This window comes from Cellulomonas sp. P1_C4, from assembly GCF_056406355.1.
In genome coordinates, this window is sequence record NZ_JBFUAI010000034.1 from 1 (window position 1) to 22,363 (window position 22,363).

General features: G+C 73.5%; 20 protein-coding genes, 1 pseudogene and 2 riboswitches. Of the genes and pseudogenes, 17 read left to right on the forward strand and 4 right to left on the reverse strand.

Annotation, left to right across the window (positions count from 1 at the left end):
• From AC1DYZ_RS19455 to proB, 5 genes are all read left to right on the forward strand, one after another.
• Positions 1 to 2,779 (forward strand): Rne/Rng family ribonuclease (locus tag AC1DYZ_RS19455; protein WP_477066750.1); only part of this gene is annotated, 2,779 nt, incomplete at its 5' end.
• 244 nt (positions 2,780 to 3,023) lie between these two features.
• On the forward strand, positions 3,024 to 3,332 hold the full coding sequence (gene rplU / locus AC1DYZ_RS19460) for a 50S ribosomal protein L21 (protein WP_370505510.1): 309 nt from the start codon (positions 3,024 to 3,026) through the stop codon (positions 3,330 to 3,332).
• A 61-nt stretch (positions 3,333 to 3,393) separates the two neighbouring features.
• Entirely contained in the window at positions 3,394 to 3,654 is a 261-nt protein-coding gene (rpmA, locus tag AC1DYZ_RS19465; RefSeq protein WP_055913072.1) for a 50S ribosomal protein L27, read from the forward strand.
• 126 nt (positions 3,655 to 3,780) lie between these two features.
• Positions 3,781 to 5,304: a GTPase ObgE gene (obgE, locus tag AC1DYZ_RS19470; RefSeq protein ID WP_477066751.1), complete on the forward strand. Its 1,524-nt coding sequence runs from the start codon at positions 3,781 to 3,783 to the stop codon at positions 5,302 to 5,304.
• Positions 5,305 to 5,364: 60 nt separating this feature from the next.
• Positions 5,365 to 6,513, forward strand: coding sequence for a glutamate 5-kinase (gene proB / locus AC1DYZ_RS19475; protein ID WP_477066752.1), 1,149 nt, complete (start codon positions 5,365 to 5,367; stop codon positions 6,511 to 6,513).
• A 182-nt stretch (positions 6,514 to 6,695) separates the two neighbouring features.
• On the opposite strand, the gene AC1DYZ_RS19480 is transcribed toward proB, so the two are convergent.
• From AC1DYZ_RS19480 to AC1DYZ_RS19495, 4 genes are all read right to left on the reverse strand, one after another.
• Positions 6,696 to 8,342 carry an ABC transporter substrate-binding protein gene (locus AC1DYZ_RS19480; RefSeq protein ID WP_477066753.1) on the reverse strand — a complete coding sequence of 549 codons (1,647 nt, stop codon included), beginning with the start codon at positions 8,340 to 8,342 and terminating at the stop codon, positions 6,696 to 6,698.
• Positions 8,343 to 8,407: 65 nt separating this feature from the next.
• Positions 8,408 to 10,039, reverse strand: a complete 1,632-nt coding sequence (locus AC1DYZ_RS19485; RefSeq protein ID WP_477066754.1) for a dipeptide ABC transporter ATP-binding protein — start codon at positions 10,037 to 10,039, stop codon at positions 8,408 to 8,410.
• Positions 10,036 to 10,968 carry an ABC transporter permease gene (locus AC1DYZ_RS19490; RefSeq protein WP_477066755.1) on the reverse strand — a complete coding sequence of 311 codons (933 nt, stop codon included), beginning with the start codon at positions 10,966 to 10,968 and terminating at the stop codon, positions 10,036 to 10,038. The genes AC1DYZ_RS19485 and AC1DYZ_RS19490 overlap by 4 nt, the downstream gene beginning before the upstream one ends.
• 1 nt (position 10,969) lies before the next feature.
• Positions 10,970 to 11,983, reverse strand: a complete 1,014-nt coding sequence (locus tag AC1DYZ_RS19495; RefSeq protein ID WP_477066756.1) for an ABC transporter permease — start codon at positions 11,981 to 11,983, stop codon at positions 10,970 to 10,972.
• Between the two features lie 59 nt (positions 11,984 to 12,042).
• Positions 12,043 to 12,150: riboswitch (SAM riboswitch) on the reverse strand.
• Positions 12,151 to 12,364: 214 nt separating this feature from the next.
• A riboswitch (SAM riboswitch) is annotated at positions 12,365 to 12,474 on the forward strand.
• A gap of 16 nt (positions 12,475 to 12,490) precedes the next feature.
• Between AC1DYZ_RS19495 and AC1DYZ_RS19500 the strand changes: the two genes are divergently transcribed.
• The 12 genes and pseudogenes from AC1DYZ_RS19500 to AC1DYZ_RS19555 all read left to right on the forward strand — a co-directional run.
• A complete protein-coding gene (locus tag AC1DYZ_RS19500; RefSeq protein WP_477066757.1) occupies positions 12,491 to 13,309 on the forward strand; it encodes a nitroreductase family protein in 819 nt (272 codons plus the stop codon).
• Positions 13,306 to 13,785 carry a GNAT family N-acetyltransferase gene (locus tag AC1DYZ_RS19505; RefSeq protein WP_477066758.1) on the forward strand — a complete coding sequence of 160 codons (480 nt, stop codon included), beginning with the start codon at positions 13,306 to 13,308 and terminating at the stop codon, positions 13,783 to 13,785. The genes AC1DYZ_RS19500 and AC1DYZ_RS19505 overlap by 4 nt, the downstream gene beginning before the upstream one ends.
• Positions 13,782 to 14,738 carry an aldo/keto reductase gene (locus tag AC1DYZ_RS19510; protein ID WP_477066759.1) on the forward strand — a complete coding sequence of 319 codons (957 nt, stop codon included), beginning with the start codon at positions 13,782 to 13,784 and terminating at the stop codon, positions 14,736 to 14,738. The genes AC1DYZ_RS19505 and AC1DYZ_RS19510 overlap by 4 nt, the downstream gene beginning before the upstream one ends.
• A 26-nt stretch (positions 14,739 to 14,764) precedes the next feature.
• Positions 14,765 to 15,178 (forward strand): rhodanese-like domain-containing protein, encoded by a 414-nt coding sequence (locus AC1DYZ_RS19515; RefSeq protein ID WP_477066760.1) that lies wholly within the window; start codon positions 14,765 to 14,767, stop codon positions 15,176 to 15,178.
• Positions 15,175 to 16,521: a M20 family metallopeptidase gene (locus AC1DYZ_RS19520; RefSeq protein ID WP_477066761.1), complete on the forward strand. Its 1,347-nt coding sequence runs from the start codon at positions 15,175 to 15,177 to the stop codon at positions 16,519 to 16,521. Before AC1DYZ_RS19515 ends, AC1DYZ_RS19520 begins: the two co-directional genes overlap by 4 nt.
• A complete protein-coding gene (locus tag AC1DYZ_RS19525; protein ID WP_477066762.1) occupies positions 16,518 to 17,534 on the forward strand; it encodes a GNAT family N-acetyltransferase in 1,017 nt (338 codons plus the stop codon). The genes AC1DYZ_RS19520 and AC1DYZ_RS19525 overlap by 4 nt, the downstream gene beginning before the upstream one ends.
• A complete protein-coding gene (locus AC1DYZ_RS19530; RefSeq protein WP_477066763.1) occupies positions 17,531 to 18,637 on the forward strand; it encodes an LLM class flavin-dependent oxidoreductase in 1,107 nt (368 codons plus the stop codon). The genes AC1DYZ_RS19525 and AC1DYZ_RS19530 overlap by 4 nt, the downstream gene beginning before the upstream one ends.
• Position 18,638: 1 nt before the next feature.
• Entirely contained in the window at positions 18,639 to 19,760 is a 1,122-nt protein-coding gene (locus AC1DYZ_RS19535; RefSeq protein WP_477066764.1) for an LLM class flavin-dependent oxidoreductase, read from the forward strand.
• A complete protein-coding gene (locus AC1DYZ_RS19540; RefSeq protein ID WP_477066765.1) occupies positions 19,757 to 21,067 on the forward strand; it encodes a glutamate-5-semialdehyde dehydrogenase in 1,311 nt (436 codons plus the stop codon). Before AC1DYZ_RS19535 ends, AC1DYZ_RS19540 begins: the two co-directional genes overlap by 4 nt.
• A 54-nt stretch (positions 21,068 to 21,121) precedes the next feature.
• Entirely contained in the window at positions 21,122 to 21,277 is a 156-nt protein-coding gene (locus AC1DYZ_RS19545; RefSeq protein WP_456826655.1) for a hypothetical protein, read from the forward strand.
• Positions 21,278 to 21,303: 26 nt separating this feature from the next.
• Entirely contained in the window at positions 21,304 to 21,909 is a 606-nt protein-coding gene (gene nadD, locus AC1DYZ_RS19550; protein WP_456826654.1) for a nicotinate-nucleotide adenylyltransferase, read from the forward strand.
• Positions 21,906 to 22,363 (forward strand): annotated as a pseudogene (locus AC1DYZ_RS19555) (hypothetical protein); the annotation flags it as partial. The gene nadD and the pseudogene AC1DYZ_RS19555, both read left to right, overlap by 4 nt.

Consider the following 22,363-nt stretch of genomic DNA (forward strand, 5'->3'; position numbering starts at 1 on the left):
GCCAACCCCGGAGCCCGAGCCCGCCGACGAGGCGGACGCCGAGGAGGCCCCCACCCTCGACGTGCTCGCCGAACTGGCGGCCACCGTGACGCCCCCGGAGCCCAACGCCACGACCAGCAGCACGTCGACCGGGCGGCGCTTCGCGACCACCGCGCTGCTCTTCCAGGCGCCGGACCCGTCCGCCGCCCGGCCGCGGCGCCGTCGCGCGCAGGCCAGCACCGGCTCGCCGGAGGCGATCTCCGAGGCCGCCCACCAGCACGAGGCCGAGCAGCCGGTCGTCGAGCCCGTCGAGGCGGAGGTCGACACGACCGAGGCGATCGAGCTCGAGTCCGCCGCCCCGTCCCGAGGCTCGCGCCGCCGGGGCCGTCGTGGGCGCAGCGGCGACGCCGCGCGCCCCGACGACGAGGACGTGGCGGTCGACGAGGTCGTCGAGCTTCCCGTCGACGCGCTCGTCGATGCTGAGCCCGCCGACGACGACGAGGACGAGGACGTCGACTCCGACGAGGCGGCCGGCACCCCCGGCCAGCCGCGCCGCCGTCGTCGCCGCGGGGGCCGCGGACGCCGCAGCCGCACCGACGCCCCGGGCAACRCCGACGACTCCGACGAGTCGGACGGGTCCGACGACGAGACCGACGAGGGTGCCGAKACCGAGAACGAGTCGGACGCGGACGACGCGGGGGAGGGCGACGGCTCGAGCCGTCGTCGTCGCCGCCGTCGTCGCGGGTCGTCGCGCGGCGAGCCCGGCGAGCAGAACGAGCCCCGCGCGGCGCGCACCCGCGCGCCCAGCGACGAGGTCACCGCGCTGCGCGGTTCGACGCGCCTCGAGGCGAAGCGCCAGCGCCGCCGGGACGGGCGCGACGCCGGTCGCCGCCGCCAGATCATCACCGAGTCGGAGTTCCTGGCCCGTCGCGAGTCGGTGGACCGCACGATGATCGTGCGGGAGAAGAACGCCCGCACGCAGATCGCGGTCCTCGAGGACGGCGTGCTCGTCGAGCACTACGTCTCCAACCAGGCGCAGGCCTCGATGGTGGGCAACGTCTACCTCGGCCGCGTCCAGAACGTGCTGCCCAGCATGGAGGCCGCGTTCGTCGACGTCGGCAAGGGCCGCAACGCGGTGCTGTACGCCGGCGAGGTCAACTGGGACGCCGCCGGCCTCGAGGGTGGGTCCGCCCGCCGCATCGAGCAGGCGCTCAAGTCCGGCGACCCGGTCCTGGTGCAGGTCACCAAGGACCCGATCGGCCACAAGGGCGCGCGCCTGACCTCGCAGGTCACGCTCGCCGGCCGCTACCTGGTCTACGTGCCCGGCGGCGGCATGACCGGCATCAGCCGCAAGCTGCCCGACACCGAGCGCAACCGCCTCAAGCGGATCCTGCGCGAGATCGTCCCCGACTCCGCGGGCGTCATCGTGCGCACTGCGGCCGAGGGCGCGTCCGAGGACGAGCTGCGCGCCGACATCGCCCGACTGCAGGGGCAGTGGGAGGCGATCGAGAAGAAGTCGAAGACCGCGTCCGCCCCGGCCCTGCTCCAGGGCGAGCCGGACATGGCCATCCGCGTGGTCCGCGACATCTTCAACGACGACTTCTCGTCCCTCGTGGTCGAGGGCGCCGACGCCTGGTCGACGATCTCCTCCTACATCGACGAGCTCGCGCCGGACCTGGCGCAGAAGGTCACGCGCTGGGACTCCGACACCGACGTGTTCGCCGTGCACCGCATCGACGAGCAGCTGGCCAAGGGCATGGACCGCAAGGTCTGGCTCCCGTCGGGCGGCTCGCTCGTGATCGACCGCACCGAGGCCATGACGGTCGTGGACGTCAACACCGGCAAGTTCACCGGCTCGGGCGGCACGCTCGAGGAGACGGTCACGCGCAACAACCTCGAGGCCGCCGAGGAGATCGTCCGCCAGCTCCGCCTGCGCGACATCGGCGGCATCATCGTCATCGACTTCATCGACATGGTGCTCGAGTCGAACCGTGACCTGGTGCTCCGCCGCCTGGTCGAGTGCCTGGGCCGCGACCGCACCAAGCACCAGGTGGCCGAGGTCACCTCGCTCGGCCTGGTCCAGATGACCCGCAAGCGCGTCGGTCAGGGCCTGGTCGAGGCGTTCAGCGAGACGTGCGAGCACTGCCACGGGCGCGGTTTCATCGTGCACGAGGAGCCGATCGAGAAGAACAACCAGCGTCCCGACGCCGGCGCGCCGCAGCAGCAGCCCGCCCCGGCCGAGAGCGGTGCCCCCCGGTCGCGCCGCAAGCGCGGTGGCGCCAAGGAGCCCGTCGCTCACGTGCCGCACGCCGGTGTCCCGGTCCTCCCGGAGGCGCGCGAGGCCGTCAAGGCCACGCTGGCGACCATCGCGGCCGCCGCGGCTCACGCCCACGACCACGAGCACGAGCACCACGCGCCGGCTGCACCGGCCGACGTGGCCGAGGTCGTCGAGGTCGTCGACGAGCACACGCCCAGCGCGCCCGGCCTGGACGTCCTCGCGGAGTTCGCCGGGGTCCACGCCGCCGTCGAGGACGACGGCCCGGTCGAGGAGCTCGAGCTCACGGCCGTCCCGGCCGACGTGTTCGCGTCCGACGACGCGGCGGCGGACGACGAGCCCGGCACGGACGAGCCCGTCGACGAGGAGCCCGTCGATGAGGCGCCCGTCGGTGACGAGCTCGTCGGTGACGAGCACGGCGACGACTCGCAGAGCGACGAGCACGTCGACGACGAGCCCACTGCGGGCTCGACGGAGGCCTCGGAGCCCGACGGCGCCGACAGCGCCGACGAAGACGTGCGTTAGGTCACGTCGACCCCCGCGCCGCGTGGTCAGGTTTGACCCTGCGGCGTGGGGTCCGTACCCTAGAACGTCGGCGCGTCGTGTGCGCGCTGATCATGTGTGCCGCCGAAGCGGCGCCGACGCGAACCCCCACGGGCACCGGTCATTGCCGGTCGTAGCGGGATGTGCGCGGGCGCAGGTAGGCACCGACGAAGCATTTTCGACTAGCAGTTGACAAGCAGTTCGACGAGCAGAGATGAGCAGCAACGTGGTGTACGCGATCGTGAAGGCTGGCGGCCGCCAGGAGAAGGTCGCGGTGGGCGACGTCGTCGTCGTCGACCGCCTCGCTGCGCAGGCCGGCTCGACCGTCGAGCTGCCCGCCCTGCTCCTCGTCGACGGCGAGAAGGTCACCACCGACGCCAAGGCCCTGGCCAAGGTGACGGTGACGGCGGAGGTCGTGCGGGACGAGAAGGGTCCCAAGATCGACATCCTCAAGTACAAGAACAAGACCGGCTACCGCAAGCGCCAGGGTCACCGCCAGAAGCTGACCCGCCTCAAGGTCACCGGCATCTCCTGATCTCGCGCCGTGGCCGACAGGCTGCGGACCCCCACTCTCTGAGCACGAAAGCAGGTTCGTCATGGCACACAAGAAGGGCGCGAGCTCCTCGCGCAACGGCCGCGACTCGAACGCCCAGCGCCTGGGCGTCAAGCGCTTCGGTGGCCAGGTCGTCAAGGCCGGCGAGATCATCGTCCGCCAGCGCGGTACGCACTTCCACCCCGGCGTGAACGTCGGCCGTGGCGGCGACGACACGCTGTTCGCCCTCGCCCCGGGCGCCGTGACCTTCGGGACGCGCCGTGGCCGCAAGGTCATCGACATCGTCGTGGCGGCCGAGGTCTGAGTCTGAGCAAGTCATGACGACGCGGCATCCGTCCGGGTCGGTCATTCGTGGGAGGGGCGCACCGGTGCGGTGCGCCCCTTCTGCGTGTGAGTATCGAGAAGTAGCAATGGCAAGGGAGGTTCAGCCGTGGTGACATTCGTCGACCGGGTCGTGCTGCACGCGACCGGCGGTGACGGTGGGCACGGTTGTGCGTCCATCCACCGGGAGAAGTTCAAGCCGCTCGCCGGCCCCGACGGGGGCAACGGCGGCAACGGTGGCTCGGTGATCATCGAGGTCGACCCGCAGGTCACCACGCTGCTCGACTACCACCACTCGCCCCACCGGCACGCCCCGTCCGGGACGCAGGGCATGGGTGACCACCGCTCCGGCTCCACCGGCGCCGATCTGGTGCTCGGCGTCCCCGACGGCACCGTCGTGAAGGCTCCCGACGGCACCGTGCTCGCGGACCTCGTCGGTCTGGGCGCCCAGTACATCGCTGCCGCGGGCGGTCGCGGAGGGCTCGGCAACGCGGCCCTCGCCTCGCAGCGGCGCAAGGCTCCCGGGTTCGCGCTGCTCGGTGAGCCCGGCAACGAGCAGGACATCGTCCTGGAGCTCAAGACGATCGCCGATGTCGCGCTCGTCGGGTATCCGAGCGCCGGCAAGTCCAGCCTCGTCGCCGCCATCTCCGCGGCGCGCCCGAAGATCGCCGACTACCCGTTCACGACGCTGGTCCCCAACCTGGGCGTCGTGCAGGCGGGCGGCGCGCGGTACACCGTCGCCGACGTCCCCGGGCTCATCCCGGGCGCGTCCGAAGGGCGCGGGCTCGGCCTGGAGTTCCTGCGCCACATCGAGCGCTGCGCGGTCATCGTGCACGTGCTCGACTGCGCGACGCTGGAGCCGGACCGCGACCCGTTGTCGGACCTCGAGGACATCGAGGTCGAGCTGCGGACCTACGCCGGCGACCTCTCGATCGAGGGCGGCCGCGTCCCGCTGCTGGAGCGCCCGCAGATCGTCGTGCTCAACAAGATCGACGTCCCGGAGGCGCGCGAGCTGGCCGAGCTGGTCAAGCCCGACCTCGAGGCCCGCGGGTTCCGCGTCTTCGAGATCTCCACCGCCAGCCACGAGGGCCTGCGACCGCTGACGTACGCGCTCGGGGAGATCGTCGACAAGGCGCGTCGCGACGCGCCGGCGCCGGAGAACACCCGCGTGGTGCTGCGTCCGAAGGCCGTGGATGACGCGGGCTTCACGGTGACGCGTCGCGAGGTCGAGGGCCAGGGCGTGTACTACTGGGTGCGGGGCGAGAAGCCCGAGCGCTGGGTCCGTCAGACCGACTTCTCCAACGACGAGGCCGTCGGGTACCTGGCAGACCGGCTCGCGCGAGTGGGCGTCGAGGACCGGCTGTTCGCTGCCGGCGCTGTCGCCGGCGACGAGGTGCGCATCGGCCCCGAGCACAACGCGGTCGTCTTCGACTGGGAGCCCACGCTCATGACCGGGTCCGAATTCCTGGGCGGTCCGCGCGGCGTCGACCTGCGGCTCGAGGACCACTCGCGCCCGACGCGCGGCGAGAAGCGCCAGGAGTACAAGGAGCGGATGGACGCCAAGACGGAGGCGCGCGAGGAGCTGTGGACCGAGCGCGAGGCCGGCGTCTGGACGGACGCGGCGGAGAGCTGACCCCGGCGGGCGTGTCCGCGCACCGGATAAGCGCGTGACCTGCGGCTGTCGACGGGCAGAATGCCGCAGGTGACCGCTGATGCCCTGCAGGACCGCCAGCAGCTGGTCTCGGCGTCCCGTGTGGTCGTCAAGATCGGCTCGTCCTCGCTGACCACGGCCGACGGTCGGCTCGCGCCCGAGCGCCTCAACGCTCTCGTCGAGGTGCTCGCCGCACGGCGCGCCGCCGGTGGGCAGGTCGTGCTGGTGTCCTCGKGGGCGATCGCGGCCGGACTCGGCCCGCTCGGCCTGGCCGCGCGGCCCAAGGACCTCGCGACGCAGCAGGCCGCGGCCTCGGTCGGGCAGGGGCTGCTCGTCGCCCACTACACGGCCGCGTTCGCCCGGCACGGCCTGCAGGTCGGGCAGGTGCTGCTCACGGCCGACGACACCGTGCGCCGTGTCCACTACCGCAACGCCCACCGGGCCCTGACGCGGCTGCTCGACCTCGGCGTCGTGCCGGTGATCAACGAGAACGACGCCGTGGCCACCGACGAGATCCGGTTCGGGGACAACGACCGCCTCGCCGCCCTGGTCTCCCACCTGGTGCACGCGGACGCCCTGCTGCTCCTCAGCGACGTGGACTCGCTCTACACGGGGCCGCCGTCGCGCGACGGGTCACGCCGGATCGCGTCCGTCGTGCACGCGCAGGACCTTGAGGGCATCGACGTCGCGTCGCGGGGCAGCGCCGTCGGCACCGGCGGCATGGTGACCAAGCTGGAGTCCGTCGCGATCGCGACCCAGTCCGGCGTGCCCGTGGTGCTCACGTCCGCCGCGCAGGCCGCGCAGGCGCTGGCCGGCGAGGACGTCGGCACGTGGTTCACCGCGACCGGTCGCCGCACGTCGATCCGTCGGCTGTGGCTGGCCCACGCCGCGAGCACCCGGGGGCGCCTGGTGCTGGACGCCGGGGCCGTGCGCGCCGTGATCGAGCGCGGGACGTCGCTGTTGCCCGCCGGCGTGACGGGCGTCGAGGGGACCTTCGAGGCGGGCGAGCCCGTCGAGCTGGTGGGGCCGGACGGCGCGCTGGTGGCGCGCGGGCTGGTCTCCTACGACGCCGACGAGGTGCCGGCCCTGCTGGGCCGGTCGACGTCCGAGCTGCGTGCGTCGCTCGGCCCGGGCTACGACCGCGAGCTGGTCCACCGCGACGACCTGGTCCTGGTCCGCAAGCGCCGCTGAGACCACGCAACGTCCGAGCAAGAGGAGCCCCCGGCCCTCCTCTGCTCGGACGTCCTGTGGACGCCCGCAACGTCCGCACTCGTGGGGCCTGACCCCACCCGCGAACCGTTGACGCGGGCCCGCGGGTGCCGACGACGAAAGGGGCGGCCCGCTCGTGCGGACCGCCCCCTGTCGTCGTGTCGTCAGCTGCCGATCCAGGCCTGCGTCAGCTGGTCGAGGCGCGAGTCCGCCCCGAGCTCGACCTCGTGCACGTCCGTGTTCAGCCCGAGGAACGTGGTGAGCTCGTGCACCGGGATCACGTGGTGCTCGGTGACCAGGCGCTCCTGCGCGTCCGCCAGCACGGCGTCACGCTCGGTCGGGTCGCTCAGGGTCAGCTGCTTCTGCAGCAGGGTCTCGAGCTCCGGGTCGTCCAACCGGTAGAAGTTGGTCGCCGCCGTCGAGTACTGCGTGCGGAGCACGTCGCCGTCGGCCCGGCTCAGGTTGCCCCAGACCAGGTCGAACGACCCGTCCTTGAGCTTCGCCTGGAAGTCCGGGACCGCGCCGCTCCACAGGGTGGCCTCGATGCCGTTGGCCTTGAGCTCCTGCTGGATGAGCTCGACCGACGTCTGGTTGGGGGAGAAGTTGGTGATCCACGCGAGGACCGGGGCGAGTCGCGTGCCGCCCTTGGCGTAGATGCCGTCCGACCCCTTGGCCCAGCCGTCGTCCTCGAGGACGGACGCGGCCTTCTTCGGGTCGGTGACCAGGTCCTTGCTCAGGTCCGCCACGCCCGGGGTCGTGCTGGCCAGCGGGCCCTTGGCGACGGCGAACCCGTCGTTGAGCGCCGTGTCGCGGACCTCGGTCGGGTTGACCGTCAGGGCGATCGCCTCGCGGACGGCCGGGTCGGAGCCCAGCGCGCCCGACTCGTTGAACGTGAGTCCGAACGTGATGCCGGGGTTGGCCCGGTGGACCACGTCGAAGCCCGACGCCGAGAGGGTCTCGATGTCCGTCGGCTGCACGCCGCCGATCACGTCGACCTGCTCGGACGTCAGCGAGCCGGTGCGCACGCCCGCCTCGGGGATCACCTGGAACGTCACGCTGTCCAGGTGGGCCTTGCCGGTGTTCTCGCGCCCGTCGGGACCCCACGCGTAGTCGTCGCGGGCCGTCAGCACCGTCTCGGTGTCCTTGGTGTAGTGGTCCAGCGTGAACGGACCGGTGCCGACGACGCCCGTGCCGCTGGCGCGGTCGTCGAACGGGACGGCGAGCGTCGAGTCCGCCAGCAGGCCGAGCGCGACGGTCGACGTGGCCTGCGGGAACGCCGAGTTGGGCGCCGAGAAGGCCACGGTGACGTGGGTCGGGTCGACCACGGTGGTGCTGGCGTAGCCGATGAAGCTCGGTGCCGCCGAGCTCTTGGCGCCGGCCGCGACGATGTCGTCGAAGTTCGCCTTCACGGAGTCGGCGTCGAACGGCGTGCCGTCGGAGTAGGTGACGTCGTCGCGCAGGGTGAACGTGAACTGCGTCGAGTCCGCGTTGGCCTCCCAGGCGGTGGCGAGCCACGGCTTGAGCGAGCCGTCCGCCGGGTCCTGCCAGGTCAGCGAGTCCACCAGCTGGCGAGTCACGTACAGGGTGTCGTTGCCCGAGCCGATGCCGGCCGGGTTGAGCGAGATGGGGTCGTTGCCGATGGCGAACGTCAGGTCGCCCCCGTCGACCGCCTCGGCGGTGGCGGAGGCCGTGGCGTTCTCGTCGGCACCCGCCTCGTCCGTGCCCGACGAGCAGGCGGCGAGCAGGAGGGCGGTGGTGGCGAAGCCGGCGATGAGGCCGGCGTGACGGCGCGAGGGTCGTCGGACAGACATGGGTGATGCTCCTAGCTGGGGGATGGTGGGTGACGGGTGCTGGGCTCAGTCACGTCGACACGAGGTCACGACGCACCCCCTCCACCCGTGCGCACGCGGACGCCGGGGATCGCGGAGAGCAGCTCGGCCGTGTACGGATCGGTGGGGTGGGCGAACACGGCCTCGACCTCGCCCTGCTCGACCACGCGTCCGCGCTGCAGGACGGCGACCTCGTGGGCCACCTGCCGCACGACCGCCAGGTCGTGGGAGATGAAGAGGTAGCTGACCCCGAGCTCGGACTGCAGGTCGGCCAGCAGATCGAGGATCTGCGCCTGGACTGACACGTCGAGCGCGGACACCGGCTCGTCAAGCACCACCAGCTCCGGGTTGAGCGCCAGGGCGCGGGCGATGGCCACGCGCTGACGCTGACCGCCGGACAGCTCGGCGGGCCGCCGGTGCAGCACCGTCCGGGGCAGGGCGACGACGTCGAGCAGCTCGGCCGCCCGGGCGGCGCGCTCGGAGCGGGACCCGACGCCGAACGCCTGCAGCGGTTCGGTGATGATCCGCTCGACCGTGTACCGCGGGTCGAGCGACGCGTACGGGTTCTGGTAGACGACCTGCATCCGCCGGCGCAGCAGGCGCAGCGCCGACCCGTGGGTGTGCGTGACGTCGGCCCCGTCCACCAGCACCGACCCCGAGGTGGGGTTGACCAGCCGCAGGGCGAGCCGTGCGGTCGTGGACTTCCCGGAGCCGGACTCCCCGACGAGCGCCAGGGTGCGGCCCCGCGGCAGGACGAACGACACGTCGTCGACCGCCCGCAGCGTGCCGCCGCCGGCGGACCGGGAGAGCGCGAACTCCTTGGTGAGGTTGCGGACCTCAAGAGCGGGGACGGCGGTCGGCGGGACCGGAGCGGCGATGGTGCGGGCGCCGCGCAGGCTGGGTGCCGCGGCGAGCAGCGCGCGCGTGTACGGGTCGCTCGGCGAGCCGAGGACCTGGTCGGGCGTTCCCTGCTCGACCACGCGGCCCTGCGACATGACGACGATCCGGTCCGCGCGGTCCGCGGCCACGCCGAGGTCGTGCGTGATGAGCAGCACGCCCGTGCCGGTGCCGATGGTCAGCTGCTCGATGTGGTCGAGGATCTGACGCTGCACCGTCACGTCCAGGGCGCTGGTCGGCTCGTCGGCCACCAGCAGGCGCGGCTGGGCAGCGAGCGCGATGGCGATGAGCACCCGCTGCCGCATGCCCCCGGAGAGCTCGTGCGGGTACTGGCGCGCCCGCACCTCGGGGTCGCTCAGCCCGGCGCGGCGCAGGGCCTCGACGGCCTCGATCGCGGCGTTCTTGCGGTCGGCGAGGCCGTGGATGCGCAGCACCTCGGCCACCTGCTCGCCCACGCGGGTGACGGGGTTGAGCGACACGGTCGGGTCCTGCGGCACCAGGCCGACGAGGAGCCCGCGGACCGTGCGCAGCTCGCGCTGCGAGGCGCGGGCCATGTCGTGCCCCAGCAGGTCGATGCTGCCGTGGTCGATGACGGCGGCGGGGGCGAGCAGCCGCACGACGGCTGCCGCGGTGGTCGACTTCCCGGAGCCGGACTCGCCCACGACGGCGACGGTCTCGCCCGCGTCGACGTGAAGGGACACGTCCCGGACCGCGCGGACCGTGCCGCGGCGGGCCTTGTAGGCGACGGCGAGGTCGGTGATGGTGAGCAGACGCTCGCTCATGCGGCACCTCCGTCGGGATGGTCGACCGCGCGGGAGATGCGGCCGGCGGCGAGCACGCTGATGGCGATGGTCAGGCCGGGCAGGGTGGTCAGCCACCAGGACGTCCGCAGGTAGTCGCGACCCCCGGAGACGAGCGCTCCCCACTCGGGCGCGGGCGGTGGGGCGCCGTAGCCGAGGAAGCTCAGAGCGGACACCGCCAGGATCGCGGCCCCGAGCTGCAGGGCGGCCAGGACCACCACCGGACCCGCCGCGTTGGGCAGCACGTGGCGGAACAGGACGGACCACCAGCGGCTGCCGCCCGCGTGCGCGGCCTCGACGTACACCGACGACCGGACGCGCAGCACCTCGGAGCGCATGATGCGCGCGACGGTGGCGACGCTGGCCAGGCCGACGGCGATCGCGACCTTGACCGTGCCGAAGCCGAGCGCGGTGATGAGCGCGAGCGAGAGGAGCAGGGCCGGGATCGACAGGAGCACGTCGACCGCGCGCATGACGATGTCGTCGAACAGGCCGCCGACGAACCCGGCGAGCAGGCCCACGAGCGCGCCGACGAGAAGCCCGACGCCGACCGCGACGAGCGCGGCCTCGAGGGTCAGGTGCGTGCCGTGCACCACCCGCGTGTACAGGTCGCGGCCCAGCTGGTCGGTGCCGAACCAGTGCGCGGCCGACGGGGCCTGCAGCTTGTCGGCGGGCACGCCGGTGAGCGGGTCGCCGGGAGCGAGCACCTGGGGCACGAACGCGGCGACGAGCAGGAGTGCGAGCCAGGCGATCGCGAGCAGCAGCCCGGGCTTGCGGGCGAGATCGCCCAGCCAGGCGAACCGGCCCGGCGTCGCCGCGTCCTGGCGGTCGCGCAGGGCGTCCGCGAGGCGGTCGGGCGAGGTGGCCGCGAAGTCGTCGGGCGCCAGCTTCTCGTTCAGGAGGTCGGTCATCTCACACCCCCGCCGTCACGGGCCGGCGGGCCGGCGCGACGTCGTCGGCCTCGACCTCGGTCGGGACCGAGACCTTCGTCGGCCGCGTGCGCCGCGCGATCCGGGGGTCCAGCAGCGGGTACAGCAGGTCGACCACGAGGTTGACCAGCACGAAGACCGCCGCGGCGAACAGCACGATGCCCTGGACCACGGGGATGTCCTGGGCGCTGACCGACGTGGCCGTGAGCCGGCCGATCCCGGCGCGCGAGAACACGGTCTCGGTGACGACGGCGCCGGCGAGCAGCTCCCCGATCACCAGGCCGATCACGGTGAGCGCCGGCAGGGAGGCGTTGCGCAGGGCGTGCCGGAAGTGTACGCGGGTGGCTCCGGCGCCCTTGGCGCGCGCGGTGTCGACGTACGGCTGGCCGAGGCTGTGCCGCAGGGACCGCGAGAGCATCTGCGCGATGAGCGCGGCCGTCGGCACCGCAAGCGTCACCGCGGGGAGCACGATCGAGGCGAAGCCCTTGTTGCCGACCGCGGGGAAGATCGGGTTCGCGAACGAGAACCACTGCACGAGCATCAGGCCGAACCAGAACGACGGGATGGCCACGCCGAGCGGGGGCAGCCCGAGCAGGGCGTTCGACAGTCCGCGGCTGCGCACCAGCGTCGCCACGATCGCCAGACCGCCGCCGAGGAGGAGGGCGAGCACGAAGGCGGCGACGGCGATGGCCGCCGTGGGCGGGATGGCCTCGGCGATCAGGCCGGTCACCGGGCGGTGCAGGACCACCGACGTGCCGAGGTCGCCGCGCAGGACGGCGCCGAGCCGCGTCACGTACTGGACCGGCAGGGGCTGGTCGAGCCCGTACTGCGCCCGGAGCGCGTCCAGCTGCTCGGGGGACACGTCGGACGACTCGCTGCCGTACATCAGCGAGACCGGGTCGCCCGGCAGCGCGTAGAGCACGACGAACGAGACCGTGTAGGCGGCCCACAGCACCAGGAGCGCCTGCGCGAGGCGGGCTCCGATGTAGCGGTTCATGTCCCGGCCCGGGGGATGGCGCGCATTGATCGTCCTCGTCCTGCCGGAGTGGTCCGGCGCATCTGTGCTTGCACGGCGGGTGCCGTGCCGGGTAGTCACCTGGAGCACCCCGTCACGCGAAGGGTTGCTGCCCGACCAGCCAGGGCTTGTCGTCGGGGCTCGAGACCGCGGCGAAAGTAGGCACGCCGTGTGGCCCCGTCAACGATCTCGCGCGCCTTCTCACCAGGTGGACACGCCGTCTCAATCCCGTCACGTCGAGACGCGTTCGCCCGTCCGGCCCCGCGTCGTCTCATGGGCCGCCACCGGTTTCCGTGTACCGGGATGTGAGAAGGCTGTCCCGATCGTTGACATCGCCCGACGCGCAGTCGACCCTCCTGCGCAGGTCAGGAGCTCCGCCGTCTGGCTCGGCAGGCGGAGCAGCAACCCTCGGTGACGTGGGGTGCTCCCGAGCAAGACCCGGCCCGCCGGATCACGGCGGGCAAACGTCCGACACCCCGGAGCACCGTCTTGTCCGTCGATCTCCTCCCGTCCTCCGTCGCCGCGCGCTACGGCGGTGCCGCACCCGCCGAGGTCGCGACCTMGGACGTCATCGAGCTCCAGCTCGCCCACCGGTCCGTGCGCCGCTACCTGCCCGACCAGGTCACCGACGCCGAGCTCGCCGCCGTCGTGGCCGCCGCGCAGTCCGCCGCCACCAGCTCGAACCTGCAGCTGTGGAGCGTCGTGGCGGTCCGCGACGACGCGCGCCGGGCCGTCCTGGCGGCGCTCGCGGGCGATCAGGCCCACATCACCCAGGCCCCGCTGCTGCTCGTCTGGCTGGTCGACCTCGGACGCGCGCACGCCATCGCGGCCGCGCACGAGGCCCCGACCGACGGCGCGGCCTACCTCGAGACCGCGGTCGTCGGATTCGTCGACGCCGCCMTGGCCGCGCAGAACGCCGTGCTCGCCGCCGAGTCGCTCGGCCTCGGCACCGTGTACATCGGCGCGCTCCGCAACCGTCCCGCGCAGGTCGCGGAGGTGCTGCACCTGCCGCAGCACGTGTTCGCCGCGTTCGGCCTGGTGGTCGGGCGGCCGGACCTCACGGAGAACGCCCGCATCAAGCCCCGCCTGCCCCAGTCCGCGGTGCTGCACCACGAGACGTACGACGACGCCGAGCACGCCGACGCCGTCGCCGCCTACGAGGGCCGCATCGGCGACTTCTACGCCGAGGAGGGGCTGTCCCACTCGTGGGTCGAGCGGGTGCTCGCCCGGCTCTCCGGGCCCGCCGCGCTCAACGGCCGCGACCAGCTGCGGTCGGCCCTCCAGGCGCAGGGGTTCCCGCTGCGATGACGACGACCACAGCCACCGGGGACGTCACGCTGACCGTCGTGCCGTGGACGCACCCCCATGCAGGTCGCCTGCGCGACCAGATGGACGTCGAGCTGGCTCCGCGCTACGAGGACCTCCGCGAGCACCGCGGCCCGCGAGTGCCCGTCGACCCGGCGTCGATCCTGGTGACCTACGTGGCCTACGACGGGGACCGTCCCGTCGGGACCGCCTCGCTGCGGCGCGCCGGTGGCCAGCACGAGGTGAAGCGGGTCTTCGTCGCGGCCACCCACCGCCGGCGAGGCCTCGCCGCCCGGCTCCTCGAGGCCGTCGGGGGCTGGGCGACCGACGCGGGTGTGCGCACGATCGTCCTCCAGACGGGCGTGAGGCAGCCGGACGCGGTCGCGCTGTACGTGCGCGAGGGCTGGCACGCGATCGAGCCCTTCGGCGACTACGTGGGTGACCGGCTGAGCCTCTGCTTCGCCAAGGACCTGTCATGAGCCGCACCCTCGGACCGCTGTCCGTCTCCCCGGTCGGCCTCGGCGGCATGTCGCTGACCGGCGCGTACGGCACCGCGGACCGCGACGAGTCCGTCGCCACCGTGCAACGAGCACTCGACCTGGGCGTCACGTTCTTCGACACGGCGGACGTGTACGCCGACGGCGAGAACGAGCGCCTGCTCGGCCCGCTCCTCGCGCCGCACCGGGACCGGGTGGTGCTGGCGACCAAGGTCGGGCTCGGCGTGCCGGGCCGCGAGGTCGACGGGCGGCCCGAGCACGTGCGCCGCGCGATCGACGCCAGCCTCGCGCGCCTCGGCTGGGACCACGTCGACCTGTACTACCTGCACCGGGTGGACCCGCAGGTGCCCATCGAGGAGACGGTCGGGGCGCTCGCGGACGTGGTGCGCGCGGGCAAGGCACGCCACATCGGGCTCTCGGAGGCGTCGGCCCGCACGATCCGCCGCGCGCACGCCGTGCACCCGATCGCGGCGGTGCAGAGCGAGTACTCCCTGTTCCACCGAGGGGTCGAGGACGAGGTGCTGCCGACGCTGCGCGAGCTCGGCATCGGCTTCGTGCCCTTCTCGCCGCTCGGCCGCGGGATCCTGACCGGCGCGGTCACGTCGACCGCGTTCGACCCGGGCGACACCCGTGCGCGCCACGAGCGGTACCAGGGCGAGGCCTTCGCCGCGAACGTCCGGCTCGTGGCGCGCCTGCGCTCGCTCGCCGACGAGCGGGGCGTGCCGGCCGCCCGCCTCGCGCTGGCCTGGGTGCTCGCCCAGGGCGACGACGTGGTCCCGATCCCCGGCACCCGGCACGCCGCCCACCTGGCCTCCAACGTGGCCGCGGCCGACCTCGAGCTCGGCGAGTCCGACCTGGCGACGATCACCGCCGCCGTGCCGGCGAGCGCGGTGCTGGGCGTCCGCCACCCGCAGCCCCACCTGCTCGACGGCTGACCAGCCCCCACCAGAAGGAGACCCCCATGACCGACACCGCTTCCCGCCCCGGCGCGCCCGCGGAGCACCTGAGCCTCGAGGAGGCCGCGGCGCTCGCGCCCGTCGTCAGCCCGACGGAGGCCGCCGCGCGCGTCGCCGCCGGCGCCTTCCTGGTCGACGTGCGCAGCGAGGCCGGCCGGTCCCGTACCGGTGCCATCCCGGGCGCCACGGTCGGCGACCGCTACGCGATCGACGAGGAGTTCGACCTCACGGCGGCCACCCGCCACGCGCCGGTGCTGTCCCTGGACACGCCGATCGTCGTCGTGTGCGGCTCGGTGCGTGGTTCCGGACCGGTCGCCGCGGAGCTGCGGGCCAAGGGCTTCACCAACGTGGTCCACGTCGAGGGCGGCTTCCCGGCGTGGAAGGACGCGGGGCTGCCCGCCGAGGCGCCCGTCGGATGAGCACCCCGTCCACCGCGTTCCTCGACGAGCTGCAGGCCCTCACCGAGCGGCGGCGCGCGTCGTTCGTCCCGCTGACGTCGCCGTTCCCGGGTGCCGACGAGCCGTCGCGCGCCCTCGTGCGGGCGGCGGCCAAGGCAGGTGAGGGCGACGTGCTCGAGGTCGCCCACGCGATCCACGCCCATCCGGAGGAGGCGTTCCGCGAGGTCCGCTCGGTCGCCGCCATCGCGGACCTGCTGCGTGGCCGCGGCGTGCCCGCCACGGTGGGCTCGCACGGGCTGGCGACGTCGCTGCGCGCCGGTCTCACGTCGGCCGGTCCCGACGACGGCTCCGTGCGCACCGACGCCGGCCCGACCATCGCGATCCTCGCCGAGTACGACGCCCTGCCGGGCGTCGGCCACGCGTGCGGCCACCACCTCATCGCGGGGGCGGCGACCGGGGCGTTCCTCGCGCTGGTCCAGGCCGTCGCGGACGGTCTCGAGCTGCCCGGCCGGGTMCTTCTGCTGGGCACCCCGGCCGAGGAGGGGAGCTCCGGCAAGGAGATCCTGGCGCGCAACGGGTTCTTCGCGGGCGTGGACGCGGCGATCATGGTCCACCCGTTCGGGTTCGACGTGGTGGACCACCCGTTCCTGGGCCGTCGGCAGCTGCGCGTGACCTACCACGGGGTCGCCGCGCACGCGTCGGCGAGCCCGTTCATGKGTCGCAACGCGCTGGACGCCGTGGTCCTCAACTACCAGGCCGTCGCCATGCTGCGCCAGCACATCCCGCCCAGCGACCGCGTGCACGGCGTGGTCCACGAGGGTGGCACCCGCCCGAGCGTGGTGCCGGAGCGGGCGACGGTCGAGTACTACGTGCGTTCGGCCAGCCCCGCGACCCTCAAGGACCTGTCGCAGCGGCTGGCGGACATCGCCCAGGGTGCGGCGCTGGCCACCGGCACCACGGCCGAGCTCGTGTGGGACGCCGCCCCGTTCACGCTGCCGGTCCGGACGAACTCGCCGCTCGCGGAGCGCTGGGCGGTGCACCAGGCGGGCCAGGGCCGCACGGTCCTGGCGGGCGGGGTGGTGCCCGAGATCCTCGCGGCGTCGACCGACTTCGGGAACGTGAGCGTCCGCCTGCCGGGCATCCACCCGATGATCGCCGTGAGCGACCCGGACGTCGCCCTGCACACGCGCGAGTTCGCGGAGGTGGCCGGCGGCCCGCGCGGCGACGCGGCCGCGGTCGACGGAGCGGTCGGCCTCGCGCTCACGGCGCTGGACTACCTGGCCGACCCGGAGCTGCGGGCGGCGGTGCGACAGGACTTCGAGGACGCCGGGGGTGTCCTGGACGTGGAGGGGTACTTCTCGTGAGCATCGAGGTGCGAACGGCCCGTGACGACGAGCTCGACGCGGTGGCTGACCTCACGGAGCGCGGCTTCGGAGCCGGCCCGTACGGGCCCACGACCGATCCGGAGCGCCTGCGGCTGCTGCGCGACGCCGCCGGGCGGGCGTCGGCCGGGGACCTGCTGGTGGCCGTCGAGGACGGTCGGCTGCTGGGCACCCTCAGCCTGCTGCGCCCCGGCACGGGCTACACGCGGCAGGCGCGCGACGACGAGTCCGAGGTGCGGCTGCTCACCACCGCCCCGGAGGCCCGCGGTCGTGGCGTCGGTGCCGCGCTCGTGGCCGAGGCGATCGCGCGCTCGCGGGCGTGGGGCGTGCGCGCCGTCGTCCTCGACACCGGCCCGCGCAACGTCGCCTCGCAGCGGCTCTACCACCGGCTGGGCTTCGAGCGGGCGGTCGAGCGCGAGACCGTCATCGTCCCCAGCGGCGTCGGTCGGCTCGCGGTGTTCACCTACGACCTCGCGCGCACCGGCCTGCGCGTCCGGCTCGTCGCGCCGCACGAGTACGACCGCGTCGCGCAGCTGACCCTCGACGCGTACGGCCACGACTACGAGCTGCCCGCCGACTACCGCGCCTCGCTCGCCGACGTCGCCACCCGGGCGAGCGAGCACGAGGTGTGGGTGGCGGAGGACCTGGCGACGGGTGAGCTCGTGGGCACGGTCGCCACCCCGCGCCCGGGCGCGCACATCTCCGAGCTGGGCCGCGACGGCGAGCTCGACTTCCGCCTGCTCGCGGTCGACCCCGCGGCGCGCCGGCGCGGGATCGGCGCGCTGCTCACCGAGCACGTGATCGCGCTCGCGCGGCAGCGGGACCTCGACCGCGTCGTCATGAACTCCGGCCCGCAGATGACCGGCGCCCACGCCCTGTACCACCGGCTCGGCTTCGTCCGCCTCACCGAGCGCGAGACCCGCGTGGTCCACGGCGGCACCCTGCTGGCGTTCGGCTACGACACCATCCCGCATCCAGAAGGAGCAATCTCGTGAAGTTCCAGGTCCTCGACATCGTCCCCCACGGCCCGCACCCGGTCACCGGCGAGCTGCTCGACCCGTCCACGCGCCTCGAGCGCGTCGTCGAGACCGCCGTGCTGGCCGAGGAGCTCGGCATCGACGCGTTCGCGGTGGGGGAGCGGCACGCCGGCGACTTCCTGTCGTCGTCGCCCACGGTCCTGCTGGGCGCGCTCGCGCAGGCCACCGACCGCATCCTGCTGAGCACCGGCGTCACCGTGCTCAGCCTGCTGGACCCCGTCCGGGTGGCCGAGGACTACGCGACCATCGACGTGCTGTCCCGCGGGCGGCTCGAGATCGTCATCGGCAAGGGCAACGAGGACAAGCACTTCCCGCTGTTCGGCCTCAAGCTGGCCCACCAGTACGACTATCTCGAGGAGAACTACGCGCTGCTGCGGCGCCTGCTCAGCGAGGAGCACGTCGACTGGGAGGGCCGGTTCCACGCGCCGTTGGCGGACGCGACCACCCTGCCGCGCCCGTACGACGGCCCGTTCCGCATCTGGCACGGCTCGGCGACGAGCACGATCTCGGTCGACCTCGCCGCACGCCACGGCGACCCGATCGTCTCGGCCAACGCCCTGCAGCCGCGGGAGAACTACAAGGTGCTCATCGACCGGTACCGCGAGCAGCTGGAGGTCCACGGCTTCGACCCGTCGGTCGGCTACGTGGGCTCGGGCTCGGGCGGCCTGTTCCTCGCCGACACCACCGAGCAGGCCACCGAGGAGTACCGCGCGGTCTACGAGGGCTTCGCCGCGCGGATGGCCGCCCGGCACGTGGGCGAGACGCGGCCCGGCAAGGTGTCGTCGTTCACGCACATCGAGGACGCGGTCGAGCGGGGTCCGGCGCTCGTCGGCTCCCCGGAGCGCGTGGCGGAGAAGATCCTCGACTACCACCGCTCGTACGGCCACGACCTGCAGTCCGTCTCGCTGAACCCCGTGCTCCCGTACGAGCAGCAGCAGGACGTCCTGCGCCGGTTCGCCGAGGAGGTCGTGCCCCTGGTCCGGGCCGAGGTGTCGACCACGCTGTGGGGACCGCAGGATGCCGGCCGGGCGCGCGGCCTCGACTCGCTCGTGGCGGTCTGACGTGCCGGTCGAGTTCCTCGGCGCCGGCTACGGCAACCCGTCGACCGAGACCACGCCGCTCGTCGGGCCCGTCTGGGACCCGGGCTACACGCGCGAGATCGTCCGGGCCCACGAGCAGCACGGCTGGGACCACGTCCTGTTCCCGTACGCCTCCGACGGGCCCGACCCCGCGCAGGCGGCCGCGTGGGCCGCAGCGCACACCGACCGGATCCGGCTGCGCGTGGCGCACCGGCCCAACGTCGCCGCGCCCACCTTCGCGGCCAAGACGTTCGCGACGCTCGATGCCGCCTCCGGCGGTCGGGTCACCGTGCACCTCATCGCGGGCGGCCTGACCAGCGACCAGCGGGCCGAGGGCGACGACCTGGACAAGGACGCGCGCTACGACCGTCTCGGGGAGTACGCGGACGTGCTGCTGCGCTCGTGGACCTCGACGGAGCCGTTCACGCACGTCGGGCCGTACTACCGGACGGAGGAGTTCGTCCTGCGAGCGCGCTCGGCGCAGCGCCCGGGCCTCTCCGCTGGCGGCGCGTCGCGACGGGCCCTGGAGGTCGGCGCGCGGGTGGCCGACGTGTTCGCGTTCTTCGGCGAGCCCCTGGCGGCGACGGCCGACCAGGTGGCGCTCCTGAGCGCGCTCGCGGCGCAGGCCGGGCGGCCGACCCCGCGGCTGCAGATCGCGTTCCGGCCGATCGTGGCGGCCACCGACGACGAGGCCTGGGCCAAGGCCCACGCGATCCGCGCCCGCATCGACCAGCTCGCGGCGCCGCGCACCGTCCGGACCCTCACGCAGGCGCCCCGCGAGCCGGGCACGCTGCCGGAGAACACGGCGAACCTGCGGCTGGCCGAGCTCGCGGCGTCGGGGGAGCGGCACGACCGGGCGCTCTGGACCCCCACGGTCGCGGGGGCGGGCGGGCTGCCGACGAGCGCGACGGCGCTGGTCGGCTCGTACCAGACCGTGGCCGACGCGCTGCTGGACTACGTCGACCTMGGCTTCGAGATCTTCGGGCTGCGCGGCTACGACCTCGTCGCCGACGCCGTCGAGTTCGGGGACCACGTGATCCCGCTCGTCCAGGCGGGCGTCGCTCAGCGTGAGGGTGCGAGGTCCGGGACTACCCTGGTCCGATGACTACCTCGCTCGACCAGCCGGTGCAGGAGGCGCTCGAGGCGCCGGATGTCGTCGCGCAGGTCCGCGCCGTCGCGGAGCGCGCCAAGGTCGCGTCCCGCACGCTCGCCACGGCCACCCGCGCGACCAAGGACGCGGCGCTGCGCGCCATGGCTGACGCCCTCGTCGAGGCCACGCCGCAGATCGTCGCGGCCAACGCGGTCGACCTCGAGCGCGGCCGGGCGGACGGCACGTCGGCGGGCCTGCTGGACCGCCTCGCCCTCACTCCCGAGCGCATCGTGTCCATCGCCGACGCCCTGCGCGAGCTGGCCGCTCTGCCCGACCCCGTCGGGGAGGTTGTCCGCGGGTCCACGCTGCCCAACGGGCTGCGGATGCGTCAGGTGCGGGTGCCCATGGGCGTCGTCGGCATGATCTACGAGGCCCGCCCGAACGTGACCGTGGACGCCGCGGGACTGGCCCTCAAGAGCGGCAACGCCGTCATCCTGCGCGGCGGCTCGGCCGCCGCGGCGAGCAACGAGGTCATCGTCGACGTCCTGTCGCAGGCCCTCGTCGCGCAGCGGCTGCCGGGCGCCCTGGTCCAGTCGATCGACGCGTGGGGGCGCGAGGGCGCCGTGGCGCTCATGCACGCGCGGGGCCTGGTCGACGTCCTGGTGCCGCGCGGGGGAGCGGACCTCATCCAGACGGTCGTGCGCGAGTCCACCGTCCCGGTCGTCGAGACCGGTGTGGGCAACGTGCACATCTACGTCGACGAGACCGCGGACCTGGCCGTGGCCATCCCGATCCTGCTCAACTCCAAGACGCAGCGGGTCGGCGTCTGCAACGCCGCCGAGACGCTGCTGGTGCACCAGGCGGTCGCCGACGAGTTCCTGCCGGTGGCCATCGCGATGCTGGCCGACGAGGGCGTCACGGTGCACGGCGACGAGGCGACGCTCGCGCTCGCCCCGGAGGAGGCCGACTGCGTGCCGGCCACCGACGTCGATTGGGCCACCGAGTACCTGTCCCTCGACATCGCCGTCCGGGTGGTCGACTCCCTGGACGAGGCCCTCGACCACATCCGCGAGTGGAGCTCCGGGCACACCGAGGCGATCATCACGCGAGACCTCGCGTCCTCCGAGCGGTTCGTCGCCGAGGTCGACTCCGCCGCGGTCATGGTGAACGCCTCGACGCGGTTCACGGACGGCGGCCAGCTGGGCCTCGGCGCCGAGATCGGCATCTCCACCCAGAAGCTGCACGCCCGAGGGCCGATGGGCCTCGGGGAGCTCACCACGACCAAGTGGATCGTGCACGGCGACGGGCACGTCCGGCCGTGAACGCACAGCCCACCGTGCGACACTATTGGCTCTCACCACCCCTGGAGGAATGACGTGCACGCTGCCCTGATCGCCGCCGCTGCCGAGGGCGCCGAGCACGCCCGCGAGCTGCCGTTCCCGCCGATCGTGTTCGGCGTCGGAGCGTTCGTCGGACTCACGGCGATGCTGCTCATCACGTACGCCTTCCGCAGCGTGGGGACGCGCCACTGACCCAGGTAGTCGGAGGGACCGGATCGATGACGGAGCCGCCACGCAGACCCCGCCTCGGGGTCATGGGCGGCACGTTCGATCCCGTCCACCACGGCCACCTGGTCGCCGCGAGCGAGGTTGCCGCACGGTTCGACCTCGACGAGGTCGTCTTCGTGCCCACCGGGCAGCCGACGTTCAAGCTCGACCAGGACGTCACGCTCGCCGAGCACCGCTACCTGATGACCGTCATCGCGACGGCGTCGAACCCGAGGTTCACGGTCAGCCGGGTGGATGTGGACCGCTCCGGTGTGACGTACACCGTGGATACCCTCCGGGACCTCAAGACAGCACGTCCGGACGCCGAACTGTTCTTCATCACAGGCGCGGACGCCATCACGCAGATCCTGACGTGGAAGGATGCGGACGAGCTCTTCTCGATGGCGCAGTTCGTGGCGGTCACCCGCCCCGGGCACACGTTGTCGGTCGACGGGCTCCCCGGCGATCGCGTCCACGTCCTGGAGGTCCCCGCCCTGGCGATCTCCTCGACCGACGTCCGCGCACGTGAGAGCGCCGGGCAGCCGGTCTGGTACCTCGTCCCCGACGGGGTCGTCCAGTACATCGCCAAGCACAGGTTGTATCGAGGTCAGTCATGAGTGAACCGGGAGAGCGGCGCCGTCGCCGCGAGCTCCATCGCAACCCCGAGACGGGTGACGTCGCGGGTGCCGCACCCGACGCCGCGCCCGCGGGCGCCCCGGCGACCCCGACCCCGACTCCGGCTCCGGCTCCGGCGAGCACGAACACGACGGGCGCCGCTCCGGTGTCGCGCCGGGCCATGCGAGGTCAGGGCGCCGCCGACGAGACGCCCGCCCACGGCACCACCGCCTCGCCGGCTCCCACCGCCTCGCCGGTCCCGACCGACGGCTACGGCCTGTCCCGCCGGGCCATCCGGGACACCGCCCTCGACCCCACCAGCGCACGACCGGCGCCCACGTCGGCCCCGAGCACGGGCACTCCCACGTGGTCCGCGCCCGCTCCCACGGCGTCGGCTCGCCCGGCGGCTCCCGCTCCGGCGCGTCCGGCGCCGACCGCTCCCGCGACCTCCCGCCC